Annotated in this window: 18 protein-coding genes; 9 read left to right on the forward strand and 9 right to left on the reverse strand. The window is 67.1% G+C overall.

Annotated elements, in window-relative coordinates; genetic code table 11:
• Positions 1-224 precede the first annotated feature (224 nt).
• Both ASG92_RS15280 and ASG92_RS15285 read right to left on the reverse strand, forming a co-directional pair.
• On the reverse strand, positions 225-1148 hold the full coding sequence (locus ASG92_RS15280; RefSeq protein ID WP_056629915.1) for a TauD/TfdA family dioxygenase: 924 nt from the start codon (positions 1146-1148) through the stop codon (positions 225-227).
• A gap of 63 nt (positions 1149-1211) precedes the next feature.
• Positions 1212-2231 (reverse strand): ABC transporter substrate-binding protein, encoded by a 1020-nt coding sequence (locus ASG92_RS15285; RefSeq protein WP_056629918.1) that lies wholly within the window; start codon positions 2229-2231, stop codon positions 1212-1214.
• 318 nt (positions 2232-2549) lie between these two features.
• Between ASG92_RS15285 and ASG92_RS15290 the strand changes: the two genes are divergently transcribed.
• The 3 genes from ASG92_RS15290 (at position 2550) to ASG92_RS15300 (ending at position 4694) form a co-directional block, all read left to right on the forward strand.
• The gene (locus tag ASG92_RS15290) at positions 2550-3413 is read left to right on the forward strand and encodes a CoA ester lyase (protein ID WP_056629919.1); all 864 of its coding nucleotides are present in this window, start codon (positions 2550-2552) and stop codon (positions 3411-3413) included.
• Between the two features lie 27 nt (positions 3414-3440).
• Positions 3441-4388 carry a DUF2797 domain-containing protein gene (locus ASG92_RS15295; RefSeq protein ID WP_056629921.1) on the forward strand — a complete coding sequence of 316 codons (948 nt, stop codon included), beginning with the start codon at positions 3441-3443 and terminating at the stop codon, positions 4386-4388.
• An 81-nt stretch (positions 4389-4469) separates the two neighbouring features.
• Positions 4470-4694 (forward strand): DUF3188 domain-containing protein, encoded by a 225-nt coding sequence (locus ASG92_RS15300; protein WP_056629924.1) that lies wholly within the window; start codon positions 4470-4472, stop codon positions 4692-4694.
• Here the strand turns inward: ASG92_RS15300 and ASG92_RS15305 are convergent.
• Both ASG92_RS15305 and ASG92_RS15310 read right to left on the reverse strand, forming a co-directional pair.
• Positions 4682-6400 carry a SulP family inorganic anion transporter gene (locus tag ASG92_RS15305; RefSeq protein ID WP_200951989.1) on the reverse strand — a complete coding sequence of 573 codons (1719 nt, stop codon included), beginning with the start codon at positions 6398-6400 and terminating at the stop codon, positions 4682-4684. The two genes, ASG92_RS15300 and ASG92_RS15305, sit on opposite strands and share 13 nt — an antisense overlap.
• On the reverse strand, positions 6397-6789 hold the full coding sequence (locus ASG92_RS15310) for a metalloregulator ArsR/SmtB family transcription factor (RefSeq protein WP_056629925.1): 393 nt from the start codon (positions 6787-6789) through the stop codon (positions 6397-6399). The genes ASG92_RS15305 and ASG92_RS15310 overlap by 4 nt, the downstream gene beginning before the upstream one ends.
• A gap of 181 nt (positions 6790-6970) precedes the next feature.
• Here ASG92_RS15310 and ASG92_RS15315 point away from each other — a divergent pair, with 181 nt between their 5' ends.
• From ASG92_RS15315 to ASG92_RS15340, 6 genes are all read left to right on the forward strand, one after another.
• The gene (locus ASG92_RS15315; protein ID WP_056629929.1) at positions 6971-7432 is read left to right on the forward strand and encodes a MaoC family dehydratase N-terminal domain-containing protein; all 462 of its coding nucleotides are present in this window, start codon (positions 6971-6973) and stop codon (positions 7430-7432) included.
• Between the two features lie 2 nt (positions 7433-7434).
• A complete protein-coding gene (locus ASG92_RS15320; protein WP_056629933.1) occupies positions 7435-7872 on the forward strand; it encodes a MaoC family dehydratase in 438 nt (145 codons plus the stop codon).
• A gap of 14 nt (positions 7873-7886) precedes the next feature.
• Positions 7887-9155 (forward strand): MFS transporter, encoded by a 1269-nt coding sequence (locus ASG92_RS15325; protein ID WP_082579527.1) that lies wholly within the window; start codon positions 7887-7889, stop codon positions 9153-9155.
• 87 nt (positions 9156-9242) lie between these two features.
• Positions 9243-10310 carry a UDP-N-acetylmuramate dehydrogenase gene (locus ASG92_RS15330; RefSeq protein ID WP_056629937.1) on the forward strand — a complete coding sequence of 356 codons (1068 nt, stop codon included), beginning with the start codon at positions 9243-9245 and terminating at the stop codon, positions 10308-10310.
• A gap of 111 nt (positions 10311-10421) precedes the next feature.
• On the forward strand, positions 10422-11549 hold the full coding sequence (locus tag ASG92_RS15335; protein ID WP_056629940.1) for a winged helix DNA-binding domain-containing protein: 1128 nt from the start codon (positions 10422-10424) through the stop codon (positions 11547-11549).
• Positions 11550-12118: 569 nt separating this feature from the next.
• Entirely contained in the window at positions 12119-13093 is a 975-nt protein-coding gene (locus ASG92_RS15340) for a type IV toxin-antitoxin system AbiEi family antitoxin domain-containing protein (protein WP_162256326.1), read from the forward strand.
• A gap of 51 nt (positions 13094-13144) precedes the next feature.
• Here ASG92_RS15340 and asd read toward each other — a convergent pair whose 3' ends face one another.
• From asd to ASG92_RS29260, 5 genes are all read right to left on the reverse strand, one after another.
• A complete protein-coding gene (gene asd / locus ASG92_RS15345; RefSeq protein WP_056629945.1) occupies positions 13145-14275 on the reverse strand; it encodes an aspartate-semialdehyde dehydrogenase in 1131 nt (376 codons plus the stop codon).
• A 79-nt stretch (positions 14276-14354) separates the two neighbouring features.
• Positions 14355-14543, reverse strand: a complete 189-nt coding sequence (locus ASG92_RS15350) for a hypothetical protein (RefSeq protein WP_056629947.1) — start codon at positions 14541-14543, stop codon at positions 14355-14357.
• 71 nt (positions 14544-14614) lie between these two features.
• Positions 14615-15016, reverse strand: a complete 402-nt coding sequence (locus ASG92_RS15355) for a hypothetical protein (RefSeq protein WP_157372239.1) — start codon at positions 15014-15016, stop codon at positions 14615-14617.
• Positions 15003-15656, reverse strand: coding sequence for a hypothetical protein (locus ASG92_RS15360; protein WP_056629954.1), 654 nt, complete (start codon positions 15654-15656; stop codon positions 15003-15005). Before ASG92_RS15360 ends, ASG92_RS15355 begins: the two co-directional genes overlap by 14 nt.
• Positions 15657-15665: 9 nt before the next feature.
• Positions 15666-16757 carry a hypothetical protein gene (locus ASG92_RS29260; RefSeq protein ID WP_056629956.1) on the reverse strand — a complete coding sequence of 364 codons (1092 nt, stop codon included), beginning with the start codon at positions 16755-16757 and terminating at the stop codon, positions 15666-15668.
• Positions 16758-16843 lie beyond the last annotated feature (86 nt).

Consider the following 16843-nt stretch of genomic DNA (forward strand, 5'->3'; position numbering starts at 1 on the left):
CCGCCCAGCCACAACCGCCCGCCAGAACCAATGGCGAGACGACAACGAACTTTCTCCTGCCACGGCGCGGCAGCGACGCCTGACCGCTAGGTAGCAGCTGGCGCCGTTCTGAGCCCTCAGAACGATTCGTGCTGCTACCTAGTTGGGCGGGCGCCAGCCTTGCGGGGCAAAGGCCGACGGCGGGCGGCTGGTTAGGCGGGGCGCTTGCCCGTAGGCGGGGCGCGTCAGTTCAGCGGGGCGACTTCCGAGTACGTGGAGGAGTCGCCCTTCAGTGCCTGGCTCTGCGTGCCGTCCACGCTCACGGGGATGTCACCGGCGATGGTGACACGGTTGAGCTTGCGGGGCTGGCCGTCGTAGTTGTCCGGTGCGTAGTGCTGGGTGATCCGGTTGTCGAACAGCACCAGCTGGTTGGGCTCCCAGTTGACGCGCACCACGTTCTCGGGCCGGGTGACGTAGGCCTGCAGCAGCCGGATGATGTCCTTGGACTCGGTGTTGGAGAGGCCCACGATCCGCAGGCGCTGCGCGAAGCCCCCAATGAACAATCCGCGCTCGCCCGTCAGCGGGTGGACCCGCACCACGGGGTGGGCGGTCTCGAATTTGAGCCGGGTGAATTCCTTGCGCCGCTCCTCCGCGTTCTGGTGCTCCAGGTTCTTCGGCACGGAGTAGTCGTAGTCGTTGGTGTGGATCGCCCAGAGCGTGTCCGCGAAGTTGCGCAGTTCATCGGGCAGGTCCCGGTAGGCGCCGGCCGAGGACGCGATCAGCGTTTCGCCGCCGTACGCCGGCAGGTCGATGCTGCGCAGGGTGGATGCCTGCGGCGGGTTGACCACGAACGTGACGTCGGTGTGCCAGCTGTTGGCGGAGCCGTTCTCGCTGTCCACCGGCAGGACGTTTTCCTCGCCCTCCACCGAGGCGACCGTAGGGTGGGCCTTCGTGAGCGGTCCGAAGTGGCTGGCGAACTTCACCTGCGCCTCGTCGGTGAGGACGTTGGCCTCCCGGAACACCAGGGCCTTGTGCTCGTTGAGGGCCGCGCGGATCCGGGCGACGGTCTCGGCCGAGAGGTCCCCGCTGAGGTCCAGTCCGCGGATCTCGGCCCCGATGCGGGAGCCCAGCTTGGCGAATTCGAGCTTGGTTTCGGTAATGACGGTCATTGTTCTTCCTTACTGTTGTGTCGCTGCACTGTTGTGTCGCTGCGGTGGGTTACTTGCGGTGGGTTACTTGGAAATGAGGCCGTTGAATTCGTTGGTGTAGAGCTTCTTGGGGTCCAAGTCGGACTTGATGATGCCTACCGACTTCAGGTACTCGTTCCAGCGGGTGAAGTCCTCGTCCTTGATTTCGCCCTTGTTGGGGACGCCCACGCTCTTCCAGTACTGCAGGGCGGCGGGGTTCTCATTGCGGCCGCGCTCCTTCAGGATCTTGGTGAAGCGCGCAATCACTTCCTTGCGCGGAGTGGTGCGTTCCCACTCGATTGCCTTCGCCACGCCCGTGGTGAACGTCCGGGCGGTGTTGGGGTTCTGGGCGATGAAATCTTCCCGCAGCACGTACGGGCCGCCGGCAAAGCTGCCGAACAGGTTGAAGTCGCTGAAGACGGACCTCAGCCCTCCGTTGGCGATGGCCTTGTCCTGGAGGATGCTGCCCAGCGAGCCCGCATCCACCTGGCCGCGGCGGATGGCTTCCTCGGTGTCGTTGGGCGGCACCACCACGAGCTGGACCTGCTTGATCTCGTCCGCGCTGAGCCCGTTCTTCCGGAGGTAGGTGTTGATCACGGCCTCCGAGTGCGCTCCCAGCGTGTTGACCGCGATTTTCTTGCCGATGAAGTCCCGGGCAGTCCGGATCGGGCTGTCCTCCTTCACGTAGTAGCCGTTGAAGGTCTTGCTGTCCTCGCCGTAGTAATTGATGACGGCCTTGACCGGGGCCCCGGCCTCGATGAGCTTCACCACGGCACCCGCGAAGGCGCCGCCGAAGTCCGTCTGGCCGGTGGCGGCGGACTGGATGTCCTGCGGGCCGCTGATGGTGTTCCCCACCCAGTTCAGCTTCACGTCGCCCAGGTAACCGAGGTCCTCGGCCAGTTCGGGGAGGGTCACGGTATTGGCCCAGCCCTGGTACCGGAGTTCCTTGACCTCGTTGGCCCCCGGGGCGCCGGTGCCGGCCACCGAGGGGCCGCCGCAGCCGGACACCGTCAGGGCGATGACGACGGCGGCCGCAGCACTCAGGATGTTCAGGTGTCGTTTCATGGGGGTTCCTTCGGTGGTTGCTTGGCTGGCTCTGTTGCCAGGGTCACTGCCGGCCGCCGCAGCGGCCGATGGATCGATGTAAGCGCACTTAGCGGACGCAGAAAAGCGGCCCGGTCACGGCAGGAAACCCTTGGAAATCCGCTGAAATACCGCGCAACTCGGGGTCATGAGGCGCCCTGTTTCGGCCCATGAATCCCCGTGACGGCGGGCACCCGGAACGGCTTCGCACGCCGTAGAATCCCGCTTTTGGTCGTATTGATCTCAGCCGGGAACCGGTCATCTTCGCCTTAGCAGGTGCAGGCCGGATACGGTAGGTATATGACGTCTTCTTCCACCGCCGAGATCACCCGGCACGAACGCAACATCCCCGCCGAAATCGCCCGTTCGTGGCTGCTGGTCAACGCAATGAAAACCGAACTCTTCGACCAGTCGGCGGTGTCCCGTGCGGATTCCATCATCCTGGACATCGAGGACGCGGTGGACCCTTCACAGAAGGACACAGCCCGCGAGAACGTGGTGAACTGGCTGACCGGCGGCGGCCAGGCCTGGGTCCGGATCAACGACGCCACCAGCCCGTTCTGGGCAGCTGACCTCGCCGGTCTCCGCGGCACGCCCGGGCTGCTCGGCATCATGCTGGCCAAGACCGAATCTGCAGACCAGGTGACCGAAAGCTTCCACCGCATGGACGGCAAGACGCCCGTCATCCCGCTCGTCGAGAGCGCCCTCGGCATCGAGGAAGCCAACCACATTGCCAAGGCGCAGGGCGCGTTCCGGCTCGCCTTCGGTTCCGGCGACTTCCGCCGCGACACGGGCATGGCGGCCACCCCCGAGGCGATGGCCTACCCGCGCGCCAAGCTCGTGGTGGCCAGCCGCGTGGGCAACCTGCCCGGCCCCATCGACGGCCCCACCGTCGGCACCAACCACCCCATCCTGCGCGAGCAGACCGGCATCACGGTGATGATGGGCATGACCGGAAAGCTCTGCCTGGCCATCGACCAGACCAGCGTCATCAATGAGGTCATCAGCCCCACGCCGTCGGACGTCGCCTGGGCCACCGACTTCATGGCCGACTTCGAGGCCAACGGCCGCGTCATCCGCGACGGCTCCGACCTGCCCCGCCTCGGCCGCGCCGAGAAGATCATGAAGCTCGCGGTAGCCTTTGGGGTGCAGCCGGCGCTCTAGCGTCCCCCAGCCATCCAAGGAGGCCCCGTGACCGATACCCGTTATCTGGTGCACGGGGTCTTTTGGGATGGACCCCCTGCCGCGTCCGGGACGTCCGACGGCGGCAGCCCGGCGTTGCGCCTTCAGCAGCTTTCGCCGGGCCACGGGTTCAGCGAGGTAAGGCTCGGCGCCGGCGCACGGCTTGGCTTCCGCGTCATCGACAGGGGGAAGCACTGCCTCGGGCACACCAAGGTCTTCTCCGCGACGGAGCGGGAGCATGTGCCCTGCCAGGACCGGTTCCCGGCGGTGCGGGGCAGCCAGTGTGAGCGCTGCTTCGTGGTGGACGATTCCCGGCTCATCCACGATTTCCACCGCGGCGGCCGCGTGCCGCCCGGGCTGCGGAGCTACCTCATGCAGCCGCACTGGCTGTACGTGGCCACCTTCGCCCACGGCGCCAGCAAAATCGGGACGGCATCGCAGCCGCGGAAATGGAACCGGCTGGCCGAGCAGGGTGCCGTGGTTGCCCGGTACGTTGCGCTCGCCGAGGATGGCCGCGTGGTGCGGATCCTGGAGGATATGGTCACCCGTGAAGCCGGACTCGCCCAGCAGGTCCGGTCCGCCGCAAAGGCGGCCGCCCTGACGGACCCGCTGCCCGGGAGCCGGCTCGACGAACTGAACCGCCGTCTGGCGGAAGAAGTCAGGACCCTACTGGCGGGCACCGCCGTCGGGGGCTTCGACGTCGTGGATGGACAGTGGGTCCGGCCGGCACAGGCCGCCGGGCTGTTCGCGGCCTCGGCCCGGCACGCCTATCCGCACAGCATGGACGGCGGCAGCCACGGCTTCACCCTCGGGGCGCTGTGCGGCAGCCACGGCCTGGCCTGCATTGAGGGCTCGGAGCTGGACTTCGTGGTGAACCTGGGGCTGCTGAAAGCACGTCTGATCGAGCCGGGGGAGTTCAGCTCCGAGGTGCCCGCGGTGCAGGAAGCCCTGTTCTGAAGCCCTGTTCGCGGCCGCGCCGGAGCCGTCTCCACAACCGCAGTGGAACGGGCGGCCTCCGGAACTCGGTAAACTGGCACGGTGCTGAACGAATTCTGGGCCTCGGCGCCCGCCTCATACAAAGTCCTGGTTTTCAGCGCGATGGGTCTGATTGCCGCAGGCATCATCCTTAACGTTGCGGGGAATGCCGCGCACAACCAGGGGCTCATGGTGGCGTCGCTGCCCGTGATCGGCCTCGGACTGGTGCTGCACGTCGTGGCGCTGGTGGTCCGTGGCCAGCACATCAGGAAGAGCTACAAGAGGTAGCCCGCGTTCCTTCGGACATGGCTGCGCGCGTGCTCTATCGCCGACGGCAGGTCCGTGAAGAGGTGCCTATGGTGGCGCAGGGACCGGATGACACCCACGTTCGTGACCAGCGCCAGGTGCTCGGGCCGTACGCCCTTCAGCAGTACGGTGATGCCGCGCAGCTCCAGGGCAGCGATGACCTCCACCAGCGCATGGGCTCCCGTGGCGTCCAGCAGCCGCACGTGAGACAGCCGGATGATCGCCACCTGGACGTCTTTTACTTGGCTGATCTCCTGCAGGATGCGTTCAGCGGCGCCGAAGAACATCGCGCCTTCAAGCCTAAAGATGGCAATGTGGTCGTCGCCCTCGACCGGCTTCTCCGCAATCTGCTCGCGGCGTACCCCGCTGAGCGAAGCAAACTTCCGCAGCGTCAGCAGCGCCGCGGCCGCGAGCCCGATCTGGATGGCAACAATAAGGTCAAAGGCCACCGTGATGAGCGCAGTCAGGACAAAGACGGCGGCGTCCGCGCGGGTGGAGCGAAGGATGGCGTTGACCGTGCGGGTTGAGACCATGCGTGTGGCTGTCACCATCAGAATCCCGCCCAGCACCGCCAGCGGAATTCTGCCCACCAGCCCTGCCGCGAGGTAGATGATGGCCAGCAGCACCAGGGCATGGACGATGGCCGACACCCGGGTCCTGGCACCGGAGCGGACATTGACGGCTGTCCGGGCGATGGCGCCGGTGGCCGGCATGCCGCCGAACAGCCCGGCCGCGATGGATGCCAGCCCTTGCCCGGTGAGTTCGCGGTCCGGGCTGTAGGGACCGCTCGGCCTGCTGTCCGGTCCGGCCATGCCGGACGCAACGCGTGCTGACAGCAGGGACTCGATCGCCGCCAGCGAGGCGATGGCTACGGCAGGCATCAGCAGCCCGCTGAGCGCGGCCGGGTCAAGAGACGGCAGGCGGGGCGCTGGCAGGGAATGAGGGAGGGTCCCGATCCGGGGGACGTCCAGGCGCAGCAGTTCCGCCGCTACAGTCACCAGCACCACTGCGATCAGGCTTGCGGGAAGGGACTTGTGAAGCTTGGATGCCACCAGCATGACGGCAGCCACGGCCGCGACCACCGCCAAAGTCTGGAGGACCATCGGTGACGTGGCTCCCGCGGCTGCCTCGACTGCTGCCAGGAGCGTGTTGTGTCCGGGAACCCCCGCTGTGCCGGTGGCCAGCGGCACCTGCTGGAGGAAAATGATGGCCGCGATGCCCAGCGTGAAGCCCTCCACCACAGGCCAGGGGATGAACGCAACGGCACGCCCCAGGCCACTGAACCCCAGTGCACAGACCATCAAACCGGCCAGAAGAGACACGAGGGCAATGCTGCCAGGCCCGTGGGTTGCCACCACCGGGGCCAGGACCACCACCATGGCGCCAGTGGGGCCGGACACCTGGACATTGGATCCGCCCATGATCGCCGCCACCGAGCCTGCCACCACGGCCGTGATCAGTCCTGCCTCGGCGCCCACGCCTGAACTGACGCCAAAGGCAAGAGCCAGCGGAAGGGCCACGATGCCTACGGTGATGCCGGCAAGAAGATCCGTCCGCCAGGAAGAGCGCAGGCCGTCATAGTCCCGCCGGGACGGGAGAAACTTCCAGAGCGCCGATTTCAGCCCGGCCGTCCGCAGTTGTGCCTTGCCTGGTTGTGCCTTGCCAGTCGCTTCCGGGCCGGCGTTCATGCCAAGGGGCCGGCGGGGTGTGTGCTGGGCAGGTGTGTGCTGGGCAGATCCTGCGCAAGCCGGAGCTGCTCGTTCGAATCCCTTAGGGTGTCCAGCAGGAATGCCCGGGCAATGGCCAGAAGCTCGGCGATCTTGGGGTGCGCAATGCGGTACGTCACCATGTTCGCTGAGCGGACGGACGTGACCACCTTGTGCCGGCGCAGTGTTGCCAGGTGCTGGGACAGGTGCGAGGCTTCCAGGCCTGTTTCGGACAGCAGGAAGCTCACCGGGGCAGCGGTGTCCGGGGCGGCCGCCAGCAGCTCGAGGATCCGGATCCGCGCCGGATGCGCAAGCGCCTTGAAGAGGTTCGCCTTGATTTCGTACAAGGGTGCCTGGGCTGCGGAAATCATCGTGACCTGCCGTTCCTGTCCGTGCCAACGCGTCGGCGCGAATTGATGGAATGATGGATTCATCATATCACCAGATGCGCTCAGGCCTCTGGCTTACCGGCGGGCAACCCGGGCAACGTGCGGCCCGGACGGGAGAGGCGGCGTCGGCCGCCGCGGAGGGGGAAACGATAGGCTTGAGGCCATGACTATCAATCCGGACCTGCAGGGACGAAGCTACCCTGCCGCAGAGGTGTACGACGTCGGGCGCGAGAAAATCCGCGAGTTTGCCCGCGCGGTCAAGGCCACCCACCCCGCCCACTTTGACGTCGACGCCGCACAGGGCCTGGGCCACCGCGACCTCGTTGCGCCGCCCACGTTCGCGATCATCATCGCCCAGCGTGCCGACGCGCAACTGATCGAGGATCCGGAGGCCGGCATCGATTTCTCCCGCGTGGTCCATGCAGACCAGCGCTTCACCCACCACCGCCCCATCTTTGCCGGCGACCGCCTGGTAGCCGAGCTGCATGTCGACGGCGTCCGGGCCATGGGCGGCGGTGCCATGATCACCACCCGCGCCGAGATTTTCGCGCTCACGGACGGGGACGGGCGCGAACCCGTGTCCACCAGCAAGTCATCCATCCTGGTCCGCGGAGAGGGACAGTAGCCATGAGCCCCACTTTCGAAGAACTCAGCGTCGGCCAGGACATCGGCAGCCGCAGCATCAACGTCACCCGGCAGGACCTGGTCAAGTACGCCGGCGCGTCCGGTGACTTCAACCCCATCCACTGGAACGAAGCCTTTGCCACCGGCGTGGAGCTTCCGGGCGTCATCGCGCACGGCATGTTCACCATGGGAGCGGCCGTGCAGCTCGTCTCCGACTGGGCAGGCGACCCCGCCGCCGTCGTCGTTTACCAGACCCGCTTCACCAAGCCGGTCCTGGTGGCCGACACCACCGGAACCGGCGCCGCCGGCGCCGTCATCGAAGTGAGCGGCGCGATCGGGGCGCTCGACGCCGAGGCGCGCACCGCACGCGTGGACCTCGCCGTGGTCTTTGACGGACAGAAAGTCCTCGTGAAGGCCCAGGCCCTCGTCAAGGTGGCCTGAAACGTGATCCGCTCTTGAGCTCCACCGCAGTCCAGGCGCGGGAGGTCACCCTCTGGCGCAACGCGGTGGTGGTGGCCTACGGCGCCAGCGGCATCGCCTTCGCGTCCTGGGTTTCCCGCCTGCCCGCGATCCGCGACGGACTGAACCTCACGCCCGGGACCATCGGGCTGCTCCTGCTGTGCATGACCGCCGGCTCGTTTCTCTCGGTGTCCGCCTCCGGGCTGATCGTGCTGCGGCTCGGCTCCAAGCGGACCATCCGGACCGGCAGCGTCATGGTGGGCATCGGACTGGTCCTGGCTGGATTTGGCACGTCCGTGCTATCCAGCCCGCTGGCGGTTGCCGCGGGACTGGCCGTGATCGGCCTCGGCACCGCCAGCTGGAACACTGCTTCCAATGTGGAGGGCGCCGCCGTGGAACGGGCCGTGGGCAGGCACATTATGCCGCGCCTCCACGGCTCGTTCAGCCTGGGCACCGTGGCCGGTGCCGGGCTGGGGGCCTGGGCTGCGGGTGCTGGCGTGCCGGTGTTCTGGCATCTCGCCGCCGCCGGCGTGGTGGTGGCAGTTTCGGTGACGACGGCGGCCGGCTGGTTCCGCGCCGACGTCACGCCCGTGGCATCCGGCGCCACGTACCGGCCCGACAACTTCGAGGATCCCTCCACCGGCCCGCTGCCCATCATCCGGGCAGGTGCGGAGACCGGCGAGCCCCCGCTGGACAACAAGCGCAAGATCGCCCAGGCCTGGCGGGACAAGCGGACGCTGCTGCTCGGGGTCATGGTCCTGGGACTTGCCCTGGCAGAGGGTGCGGCAGGGGACTGGGTGGCGCTGGCACTCGCCGACGGCCACCACCAGTCCGACGCCGCCGGTGCCGCCGGCTACGGGATTTTCGTCACCTTCATGACCATCGGCCGGTTTGCCGGCACCGTGGTGCTGGACCGGTTCGGCCGCGTTCCCGTGATGCGCTGGTGCTCCGCCCTGGCCGTGGCGGGGCTGGCGCTGTTCGTCTTTGCGCCCGTTCCCTGGCTGGCCTATGCCGCGCTGGCCGTCTGGGGGCTCGGCGCCTCACTGGGATTCCCGGTAGGGATGTCCGCCGCCGCCGATGACCCCGCGAAGGCGGCCGCCCGCGTATCCGTCGTGTCCACCATCGGCTATGGCGCCTTCCTCTGCGGCCCGCCGCTGCTGGGGCTGCTGGCCGAGCACGTGGGGATCCTGCACTCCCTGCTGGCAGTCATGGCCGTGCTCGTGGTGAGCTTCCTGCTGTCCCCGGTGGCACGCAAGCTTCCCTAGGCTTCGTGCACCGGATGAGGGCGGGATGCGGGCGGAGCCAGTAGGCCCGTTAACAGGCGCCGCGGCAATCCCGGTTAAGCTGGACGGGTGACTCCCACAATGCTTTCCGATCTGACCACGGCTGCCGTCGGCGGCCCCGCCGGCAACTACATCGAGGCCCGCACGGAAGCGGAGATCATCGAGGCCGTGCGGACGGCGGACGCGGCCGGGGAGCCGCTGCTGATCATCGGCGGCGGTTCCAACCTGCTGATTTCCGACGACGGGTTCCCCGGGACGGTTGTCAGGATCGCCTCCAAGGGGTTCACGGTTACCGCCGAGGACTCCTGCGCCGGCGTGGCCGTGGTGGTCCAGGCGGGCCACAACTGGGACGCCCTGGTGCAGCACGCGGTGCTGCACGCGTGGTCCGGGATCGAGGCGCTGTCCGGCATTCCCGGGGCCACCGGCGCAACACCGGTGCAGAATGTGGGCGCTTACGGTTCCGACGTGTCGCAGACCATCGCAGCGGTCCGCACCTGGGACCGGGAACGCAACGCGGTGAAGACCTTCACCAACTCCGAGCTCAAGTTCGGCTACCGGGACTCCATCCTCAAGCAGACCACCGTCAACGGTTCCCCGCGCTACGTGGTGCTCACGGTCGAGTTCCAGCTGCCGCTGGGCCGGATGAGCGCGCCCATCCGGTACGCCGAGCTGGCCAGGGTCCTCGGTGTCGAGCAGGGCCAGCGTGCCTACTCCAACGACGTCCGGCGCGAGGTCCTCCGGCTGCGTGCATCGAAGGGCATGGTGCTGGATCCCGCCGACCGCGACACGTACTCCACGGGCTCGTTCTTCACCAACCCAATCGTCCCTGCCGACGTGGCAGCCGGCCTCCCGGAGAACGCGCCACGGTATCCGGCCGGTTCGGACGGCCTGGTGAAGCTTTCCGCGGCGTGGCTGATCGATCAGGCCGGGTTCGGCAAGGGCTTCGGGCTGGAGCCCGGCAGCGTCTCCGGCGGCAGGGCGTCGCTGTCCACCAAGCACACCCTGGCCATCACCAACCGCGGCTCCGCCAGTGCTGCGGACATGGTGGCGATTGCGCGCGAGGTGCGCGCCGGCGTCGTCGGGCGTTTTGGCATTGAACTCCACCCGGAGCCGCTGCTGATCGGCGTGGCGCTCTAGACAGGGCAGCTTTCCAACCGGTCCGCCGCCGACCTCCGCTTTTGGTGCCGCCCTGGGATGGGGCCTTGGCGCCGGCGGACGCCGGCAGGCAGTCGGCCCTAGGATGGGGCCATGGGCGCAGGAACGAAGACCCGCATCACGTCGAAAGTCATGGGCCGCCTCAGGATGGCGGCGCAGGGCCTGCTGGGCGACGGGTTTTCCAGCGTGCCGGAGGCGGTCCGCTCGATGACGGCCATGCAGGCCCAGGACCTTCCGTCGGCACTGTGGGCCGTGGGCCTGCGCGTTCCGGGCGCCGGGCTGAGCGATGTACGGGGAGCCCTGGACGCGGGGACCGTGGCGCGATCGTGGCCTATGCGTGGCACCCTGCACCTGCTGGCGCCGGAGGATCTGCGCTGGATCCTTAACATCACCACCGCACGTCTGGTCCAGGGCATGTCAAGCCGACACCGCCAGCTGGAGATCGCCACCGGCGACGTCGATGTCTGCCGGAAGATTGCTCTGGACCTGGTCTCCGGGGGACGCGGTGTTTCAGGCACGCCGGGTGGTGCCACGCGCGGCGAGCTGTTCGCAGCCTTCGAAGCCGGCGGCCAGTCTCCGGCAGGGCAACGCGGCATCCATCTCCTGGGACTGCTGTGCCAGAGTGCTTCGCTGGTGCCCGGGCCGCTGGACGGGAACCAGCAGAAGTTCGTGGCATTCGACGAATGGATCACCACTTCCCGGGACCTCGGCCGCGAGGAGGGCATCGCCGAGCTCCTGGTGAGGTACCTGCGCAGCCACGGGCCGGCGACGGTGCGGGACTTCGCATGGTGGTCCAACACCACTCTCACGGAGGCCCGGGCCGCTTTGGCCGCTGTCAGCGGAGAGCTCGTGGAACTGGAATTTGGCGGAACAAGCTACTGGCTCTCGCCTGAGACGGCCGCGCTGCTCGACGACGGCGTCCCGGGGCAGCGCACCGTCCTTGCCCTGCCGGGGTTCGATGAGTTCGTCCTCGGCTACACGGACCGGAGCCTCGTGCTGCCACCGGAGCATGCGCAGAAGATCGTCCCGGGTGGCAACGGGGTATTCAAGAAGGCCATCGCGGCCGGCGGCGAGGTGATTGGGACGTGGGGGAGGCAGGGAAATGGTCGGGCCGCCGCCGCCGTGCCCGTTCCCTTCGACGAGGCCAAGCCGCTGGGTCCGGCCAGCCTCGCTGCCTTCAACCGGGCCGCCGAGAGGTATGAAAGGTTCCTCGCGGCCTGACGGCATTCCCGGCAACCAACCCGGGCCGCCCCGGGGCGCCCCCCGCAAGACCGGCCGAGCCCCGCCCCGGGCCGCCCCCGCAAGACCGGCCGAGACCCGCACGACCGGCCCGGCCCCGCACGACCGGCCCCGCCCCGCACGACCGGCCCCGCCCCGCACGACCGGCCCGGGGCAGCGACGGTTGTGCGGGCCAGGCCCGGTCAAGCCGAGTCGCTGCCCGGTCCGTGGGCCCGCAGAGGCTTCGTCCGTTCGGAGACCCCCAACCCTCCGCAAGACCGCCCGACCCCCGCACGACCGGCCCGGGGCAGCGACGGTTGTGCGGGCCAGGGCCGGTCAAGCCGAGTCGCTGCCCGGTCCCTGCGCGCGGAGAGGCTTCGTCCGTGCGGAGACCCCCGACTCCGCAAGACCGCCCGCGCCCCGCACGACAGGCCCCGCACCGCACGACCGGCCCGGGGCCCGGCAGCGACGGTTGTGCGGGCCAGGGCCGCTCGGGCCGAACGGCTAACCCTTTTCCACATACGGGACGCCGTCTCTTTTTGGAAGAGCGAGAACGTATGCACTCTTGGACTATGAAAAGAGATGACCTACGCCCCGCGATCGAGTCGGGATGGCCGGGGCCACCTGTCGCCTCGACGAAGCAGTTGGCAGCAGCGGGTGTGGATGACCGGACGTTGACCGCAGCGGTGCGGGCCGGAGTGCTGATCCGGCTCCGGCGCGGTGCTTACGTCAGAAGTGCCCATTGGAATCAGATCACGCCTTGGGAACGGGACAGGCTCCGGATCCACGCGCACTACGAATCCACGGGCGGGACGGCCTGCTACAGCCACACCAGCGCCGCGCGGCTGCACCTATGCCAAGTCTGGAAATGCGGGCCGCTGGTGCACGTCACCACGAGGTATTCAAATTCCGCCACCAGCACGGGTACCGACGTCCGGACCCACCGCCTTCCGCTGGACCCCTCGGATCTCACCATTCTGCAGACTGAAGATGGCCGGGACGTGCACGTGACCACCCTGGAACGCACTGTGCTGGACTGCGCCAGGATCCTCCGGCCAGACGCGGCCGCCGTGATCGGGGACGATGCATTGCGGAAAGGCGCGGACCTCGCCAAGATGCGGCTGATGCTTGAGGACAGCCCCGTAAAACGGGGGAGCCGGCGGGCCGCGGCGGTCTTGGACGTATTGGATGGTCGCTCGGAATCAGCCGGCGAAACCCGCACCAGGCTGCTCCTGCACGCGTTCGGCGTGGACGGCTTCGAGCCACAGTATGAGCTGCCCACGAGGTCGGGGCTGTTCAGAGCGGACTTCGCCGACCCCGCCCGTCGCGTGATCATCGAGTTTGACGGCAAGGCCAAGTACAGCGGCTACGGGCCAACAGACCAGGCACTGCTGGCGGAGCGCTCCCGCGAGAACGCGCTGGCCGAAGAAGGATGGATCTTCCTGCGCCTCGAGTGGCAGCACCTGGATGCCCCAGCGGAGCTTAGGCGGCGGTTACTGGCCACGCTGGCCCGGGCTGAAATGCAAAAGCGGCCCCGCACCGCATGAGCGGCCCCGGGCAGGGCCGTTCATGCGGGGCAGGGCCGCTTGAGCCGGTGGCTAGAGAGTGCCGGTCGCGATGTTCAGCATGCGCCGGAGCGGCTCGGCCGCACCCCACAGGAGCTGGTCGCCCACGGTGAAGGCGCTGATGTACTGCGGACCCATCTCCAGCTTGCGGATACGGCCCACCGGGATGTCCAGCGTGCCGGATGCCGCCACCGGAGTGAGATCGGCCATTGACGCTTCCTTGGTGTTGGGAACAACCTTGGCCCATTCGTTGTCGTCGTCGAGCAGCTTCTCGATTTCGGCAACGGACAGGTCTTCGCGCAGCTTGAGCGTGAGCGCCTGGGAGTGGGAACGCATGGCGCCGATCCGGATGCACAGGCCGTCCATCATGATGTGGTTTTCATCGGACGTGCCGAGGATCTTATTGGTTTCGACACCCGCCTTCCACTCCTCCTTGGACTGGCCGTTGCCCAGGTCCGCGTCGATCCAGGGGATCAGGGAGCCTGCCAGCGGAACGCCGAACTGGGTGGCGTCGATGTCGGTGCGCTGGTGGGCCAGGACCTTGCGGTCGATGTCCAGAATGGCCGACGCCGGGTCGTCCAGTTCCGTTCTGACCTCGGCGTTGAGCGTGCCGAACTGGCTGAGGAGCTCGCGCATGTGCCGCGCCCCGCCGCCTGAGGCAGCCTGGTAGGTCATGGACGTGCCCCACTCGACGAGGCCGTTCTTGAACAGGCCGCCAAGGCCCATCAGCATGCAGGACACGGTGCAGTTGCCGCCGATGAAGTCCTTGGTGCCGTTGGCCAGGCCTTTGTCGATGACATCGCGGTTGATCGGGTCCAGCACGATGATGGAGTCGTCGTTCATGCGCAGCGTCGATGCGGCGTCGATCCAGAGGCCGTCCCAGCCCCGGTTGCGGAGTTCGCCGTGGACCTGCTTGGTGTAGTCGCCGCCCTGGGCAGTGACAATAATCGGCAGCTTGGCCAGCGTCTCGACGTCGAACGCGTCCTCGAGCTTACCGGCCCCGTCAGCAAACGACGGGGCGGCACCTCCCGCGTTTGAGGTGGAGAAAAATACCGGGTTGATGTTGGCGAAGTCGCCCTCATCCTGCATGCGCTGCATCAGGACGGAACCGACCATGCCACGCCAACCGACCAGTCCAACGGACGGAGTAGCTGCTGTAGTCATTGGGCCAGTTTAGACTTTGGAACCGGCAGGCGCAGTCGGTTACGTCACTCCCTGGCTTGGCCGGAGTCGTCAGTAGGGGTCAAGCTACACGACGGCGGTACAGATTGCGGACTTTGCGCAGCCTCTCGGCCCGCCGCTCAGTGAAGTAGTTCACCCAGGCGGCCACGAACGGGAAGATGCGGGCCGGGAAAACCCACCAGACCTCGCCGAAGATGTGCCATGAGCCCTGGATCGCGACCTGGACGACAAAGTAGACCAGGACACCCATGCCTCCCGTTAGGAGGAGTGCGAGAAAAAGGATCCCGCCGGAGCTGTATACCGGCTTGACGAGGCCCCTGCTTACTCAACCGGGCGGGCCAGGTTGCTGGCTTTGCGTAGCTTCTCTGCCCGTCGCTCTTTGAAATAGCTGGCCCAAGCGAAAGTGAAGGGATAGAGGCATGCGGGAAAGACCCACCATACTTCGCCAAGAATGTGCCACGTACCCTGGATGGCGATCTGGACTACGCCGTAGATGAGGCCTCCCAGGCAGGCAGTGAGGAGGATGGCAAGGAAGAGCAGGCCGCCGGAGCTGTTGACGGGCTTGACCAAGCCACCGCCGTCGTCCTTGCGCACTCCGTATTCGGCTGGTGTATAGCCGACCATCTCGCCGTTCTCCGCCCTGCGGTAGATCAGCTGGTCGTCTGAACGGCGGGACGGCACATAGCCGGGATCCTGCGGAACCCCCTGGCTACGCCGAGCCACGGGCATCCTCGATCGCAGCGAGCAGCCGGGCGTCGTCCAGACCCGCGGTTTCAGCGACCTCGTCCTTGTCGAAGTCCGGGATGCCGATGGTCCAGGTGTCGTCTTCACGCCGGATCAGCAGGTGCTGTTCGGCACCCAGGGTCTTGAGGACGAGATACGCGGAACCGCCGTGGTTCTGCTCGACATGCTGCCGCACCACTCGAAGGGTCGCTTCCGCGGACGTGATGGCGGGGTCCTGGGCAAACACGAACCAGGTTCCCAGCAGCCGTGGCTGAAGCATGAGGGACACTCCCGGTGCTTCCAGGAGAGCCACGTTGTCCATGGCTTCGCCGGTCAGAAGAGAGATTTCCGTCCACCGGGTCGCTTTTCCGAGGGCCGTGGCGACTGCGGCTGCGACTCCGGTCACGCCCAAGTCGCCGTCCTCATCAACAGTGGCCATGTCCCGCGCCATCAGCGACGATGCGCCGGCGGTGGACAGCGTGACGTCGTCCACCATCTCCTCGGCGCGGAAGACGCTGACGGACCGGTCCCGCGCCGGACCTTCGAATACGTTGAGCAGGTAGGCAAACTCGCCCACGCCGAAGCCGATGACGTCGACGCCGAGGCGCGGTTCCTGCAGGGTCTGGTCCTGAACAGTCATGCTGGTCTCCTATCCACCGATTCCGAGGAACTTGCCCACGGACTTGCCCGCATCTTTTAGCGTATCCGCCGTATCGCTGACGAACTTTCCGGGGTCCTTCACCGCGTTGACGACTCCCTCGCCGACATTCTTTCCTACGCTGCTGATGGTGTCCCAGTTCTCGTAGATGGCAATACCGACGCTGGCGACCTGGCAGACGGTCCCGGCCGGAGGCGGCAGGAAGCAGCCGACGCCGAGGGCTGTCTTGCCCACGCCCAAAAGTCCGCCCTTGACATCGCCCTCGGAAAAGCTCTTCACCGAGTCGACGGCGCTGAACCCAACGCCAGCCCAGCCGAGCCCCCGGCCGAGGCCCGACTTGCCTAGCCACTCAAGCTTCGTTCCCGCACCGATCCAGGGCTTTTCTTCCAATATCGGCGCAAGGTTCTTCAGCGGGCCAATGTACTTGTTCAGGTTCTTCAGCGAGGCAATGTCCGTGGCTTTGTCGATGATGCCGATACCGCGGTTTGCCTTCGATGAGTTCCTCAGAAGGTCCTCGAGAGCGCGGTTCCCTTTGGTGTTCTGCAGCAGGTTGCGGCTATCAAAAACGGGGCCGCCGAGCCGGTGCTGGCCCTTGGTCAGCGACTTGATGAAGTCCGCCCGCTGGTTCTTCAGCACCCAGCCGTACTGGCCAAAGTGCTTGGCCAAGGTGAGGGGCGCCTTGATGAACTTCTGGATGGTCAGGCCGGTCTTGAGCGCACCGATTCCGCCCAGCAACACGCCGCCCAGCACTCCGGCCAGCGTCCCGCCGGGGTCGCTAATGGTGCCCGGTCCGCCGCCGGATCCGGGAGCGGCGTCACTGGCCTTCTCCTGCTCGTTGGCGTTCTCAAGGAGCTTCCGGGACTCCTGCTTCAGTCGGGCCGCTGTTTGCAGGATAAGTGTCCGGTGGCTGCCGTTCCAATCGGAGCGGAACTGGCTGGCGTCGTGGCCCTTCCATGAAGGGTTGTTGTTGATCTGGTTGGTCAGCTGCGTCGACGTCTGCAGCAGGTTGTCGGAGACCTTCCCGAACTGCTGAGCGAGTGTGCGCAGCTGGGCGACGTCCGCGCCCCAAAAGTCACCGGCCACGTGCCATCTACCCCCAATATCTGTGCGCCCGGTTCGGCACGCTTGCTGCTGAATTCTTGTACCACTCTAGTTCCGGCGAGCCGGGG

Origin of the sequence: Arthrobacter sp. Soil736, from assembly GCF_001428005.1 — a bacterium.
GTDB lineage: Bacteria > Actinomycetota > Actinomycetes > Actinomycetales > Micrococcaceae > Arthrobacter.

Coding starts and splice junctions, on each gene's coding strand:
- ASG92_RS15340 (WP_162256326.1), top strand. CDS start 12,119: ATGAAAAGAGATGACCTACGCCCCGCGATCGAGTCGGGATGGCCGGGG.
- ASG92_RS15280 (WP_056629915.1), bottom strand. CDS start 1,148: ATGACCGTCATTACCGAAACCAAGCTCGAATTCGCCAAGCTGGGCTCC.
- ASG92_RS15335 (WP_056629940.1), top strand. CDS start 10,422: ATGGGCGCAGGAACGAAGACCCGCATCACGTCGAAAGTCATGGGCCGC.
- ASG92_RS15305 (WP_200951989.1), bottom strand. CDS start 6,400: ATGAACGCCGGCCCGGAAGCGACTGGCAAGGCACAACCAGGCAAGGCA.
- asd (WP_056629945.1), bottom strand. CDS start 14,275: ATGACTACAGCAGCTACTCCGTCCGTTGGACTGGTCGGTTGGCGTGGC.
- ASG92_RS15320 (WP_056629933.1), top strand. CDS start 7,435: ATGAGCCCCACTTTCGAAGAACTCAGCGTCGGCCAGGACATCGGCAGC.
- ASG92_RS15290 (WP_056629919.1), top strand. CDS start 2,550: ATGACGTCTTCTTCCACCGCCGAGATCACCCGGCACGAACGCAACATC.
- ASG92_RS15315 (WP_056629929.1), top strand. CDS start 6,971: ATGACTATCAATCCGGACCTGCAGGGACGAAGCTACCCTGCCGCAGAG.
- ASG92_RS15310 (WP_056629925.1), bottom strand. CDS start 6,789: ATGATTTCCGCAGCCCAGGCACCCTTGTACGAAATCAAGGCGAACCTC.
- ASG92_RS15285 (WP_056629918.1), bottom strand. CDS start 2,231: ATGAAACGACACCTGAACATCCTGAGTGCTGCGGCCGCCGTCGTCATC.
- ASG92_RS15360 (WP_056629954.1), bottom strand. CDS start 15,656: ATGACTGTTCAGGACCAGACCCTGCAGGAACCGCGCCTCGGCGTCGAC.
- ASG92_RS15350 (WP_056629947.1), bottom strand. CDS start 14,543: ATGGGTGTCCTGGTCTACTTTGTCGTCCAGGTCGCGATCCAGGGCTCA.